This window comes from Psychrobacter sp. TB20-MNA-CIBAN-0197 (genome assembly GCF_040309765.1).
Taxonomy (GTDB): domain Bacteria; phylum Pseudomonadota; class Gammaproteobacteria; order Pseudomonadales; family Moraxellaceae; genus Psychrobacter; species Psychrobacter submarinus.
Genome location: NZ_JBEOPC010000200.1, coordinates 1 through 362, shown reverse-complemented (window position 1 = coordinate 362; position 362 = coordinate 1). Strand labels below are relative to the sequence as shown.

1 protein-coding gene is annotated in these 362 nt (G+C 28.5%); it reads left to right on the top strand.

Going from position 1 to position 362, the window contains the following annotated elements; translation table 11 throughout:
- Nucleotides 1-154 precede the first annotated feature (154 nt).
- Nucleotides 155-362: hypothetical protein (locus tag AAEY83_RS13300; RefSeq protein WP_351059489.1), on the top strand; the 208-nt coding region annotated here is incomplete at its 3' end.

Below are 362 nucleotides of genomic sequence, written 5' to 3'. Positions count from 1 at the left end.
ATTGTCCTCATTTTTAATGTTGATAGGAAGGACTTATTAAAATTCATAATTTCTTATTAAATTACGTTTAAAATCAGTATCTTATATTTAATAGGTAAAATTACTTGTTGTAATAGGTAAGCGAAATTGTTCAAATACCCTATATCGTCTATTTTTGGGTGGCATTGCTTTGAATTATAAAAATATTGTGTTGCACAAAATGTTAATTGTTACATTTTTGTTTCTATTATTGGTCGTTACGTGGGTTTGCGGTCAAGTTAGTGTATACAATGATGATTTACATTTTCCGGTTATGATCGAAACCTCAACAGAGTGTCAAACAACTGCTACAAGTAATAAAGACCAATTAATTGTTTTTACAC